The sequence below is a fragment of the Brevundimonas sp. genome, from assembly GCF_036399195.1.
Taxonomy (GTDB): domain Bacteria; phylum Pseudomonadota; class Alphaproteobacteria; order Caulobacterales; family Caulobacteraceae; genus Brevundimonas.
Genome location: NZ_DASWNO010000099.1, coordinates 1 through 2,199 on the forward strand (window position 1 = coordinate 1; position 2,199 = coordinate 2,199).

Below are 2,199 nucleotides of genomic sequence, written 5' to 3' on the forward strand. Positions count from 1 at the left end.
GTCGTAATAGACCTTGCCCGAGCACAGCACGACGCGGCGGATCGCCTTGTCGGCCTTGATGCTGATCCCCGCGACCTCGGGCCGGGTTTGGGCGTCGTCGTGCAGCACGCGGTGGAAGGACGAGCCCTCCGCCATGTCGGCCAGGCTCGACACCGCCTTCTTGTGCCGCAGCAGCGACTTGGGCGTCATGATGATCAGCGGCTTGCGGAACGGCCGGTGCATCTGGCGGCGCAGGATGTGGAAATAGTTGGCCGGAGTGGTGCAGTTGGCGACCTGGATGTTGTCCTCGGCGCACTGCTGCAGGAACCGCTCCAGCCGCGCCGACGAGTGCTCGGGCCCCTGCCCTTCGTAGCCGTGCGGCAGCAGCATGGTCAGGCCGCACATCCGCAGCCATTTGCGCTCGCCCGAGGTGATGAACTGGTCGATCACCACCTGCGCTCCGTTCACGAAGTCGCCGAACTGCGCTTCCCACATGACCAGGGTGTTGGGGTCGGTCAGGGCGTAGCCGTATTCGAAGCCCAGCACCGCCTCTTCCGACAGGGCCGAGTCGATCACCTCGTATTCGGCCTGGCCTTCGCGCAGGTTGTTCAGCGGGACATAGCGGGCCTCGGTGGTCTGGTCGACGATGCCCGAGTGGCGCTGGCTGAACGTGCCGCGCACCGAGTCCTGGCCCGACAGCCGGACCGGGAAACCCTCGTCCAGCAGCGAGGCGAAGGCCAGGCTCTCGGCCGTGGCCCAGTCGATGTTCTGACCCGTCGTGATCATCTCGCGCCGGCCGTCCATGACGCGCTTCAGCGTCTTGTGCATGTCGACGTCGTTCGGAATGGTCGTCAGCCGGTGGCCCAGATCGGCCAGCTTGGCCGCCGGAACCGAGGTCTCGCCGCGCCGCTCGTCGCCCTCGGGCAGGCCGATGCCCTGCCACTGACCGTCCATCCAGTCGGCCTTCTTGGCCTCGAAGGTTTTCCCGGCGTCGAACTCAGCGTCGAGGAAGGCCTCGAACCGGGCGACCTCGGCGTCCACCGCGGCCTGGTCGATCACCCCTTCCTTGATCAGCCGCTCGGCGTAGATCTCGCGCGTCGAGGGCAGGGCGCGGATCTTCGAATACATCAGCGGCTGGGTGAAGGTCGGGTCGTCGCCCTCGTTGTGGCCGAAGCGGCGGTAGCAGAACATGTCCACCACCACGTCCTTGTGGAACTTCTGCCGGAACTCGGTCGCCACCTTGGCGGCGAACACCACGGCTTCCGGGTCGTCGCCGTTCACATGGAAGATCGGCGCCTGAACCATCAGGGCGACGTCCGACGGATAGGGCGACGAGCGGCTGTTGCGCGGGCTGGTGGTGAAACCGATCTGGTTGTTGACGACGAAATGCAGCGTCCCGCCGGTGCGGTAGCCCTTCAGCCCCATCAGGGCGAAGCACTCGGCGACCACGCCCTGTCCGGCGAAGGCGGCGTCGCCGTGGATCAGCAGGGGTACGACCTTGCTCCGGTCCAGCGCCGCCTGCGCGTCGCCGTCGCCCGCCGCGGCCTCGCGGATGTCGAACGCCTGTTTCGCCCGCGCCTTGCCCAGCACCACCGGGTTGACGATCTCGAGGTGCGACGGGTTGGCCGTCAGCGACAGGTGCACCGTGTTGCCGTCGAACTCGCGGTCCGAGCTGGCCCCCATGTGGTATTTGACGTCGCCCGAGCCCTCGATGTCCGAAGGCACGGTCGAGCCGCCCTGGAACTCGTGGAAGATGGCGCGGTAGGGCTTGCCCATCACCGCTGCGAGGGTGTTCAGCCGGCCGCGGTGGGCCATGCCGAAGACGACCTCGTCAACGCCCAGGGCGCCGCCGCGCTTGATGATCTGCTCCAGCGCCGGAACCATGGCCTCGCCGCCGTCCAGCCCGAACCGCTTGGTGCCGGGGAAGCGCTTGTGCAGGAACCGCTCGAAGCCCTCGGCCTCGATCAGCTTGTTCAGGATGGCCAGCTTGCCTTCCCGGGTGAAGGCGTTGCGCTCGAACGTCTCGGCGCCCTCGAACCGCTGCTGCAGCCAGGCCTTCTCCTCCGGCTCGGCGATATGCATGAACTGGATGCCGATGTGGCCGCAGTAGGTGCGCTTCAGGATCGCCAGCACCTCGCGGATGCTGCCCGTCTGCAGGCCCAGCACCCCGTCCAGATAGATCGGCCGGTCGAGATCAGCCTCGGTGAAGCCGTAGAACTC

At 67.2% G+C, this 2,199-nt stretch carries 1 protein-coding gene; it reads right to left on the reverse strand.

Going from position 1 to position 2,199, the window contains the following annotated elements; genetic code table 11:
• Window positions 1–2,199, reverse strand: a 2,199-nt coding sequence (locus VGB60_RS04695) for a 2-oxoglutarate dehydrogenase E1 component (RefSeq protein ID WP_331037116.1), incomplete at both ends; no start/stop codon positions are given.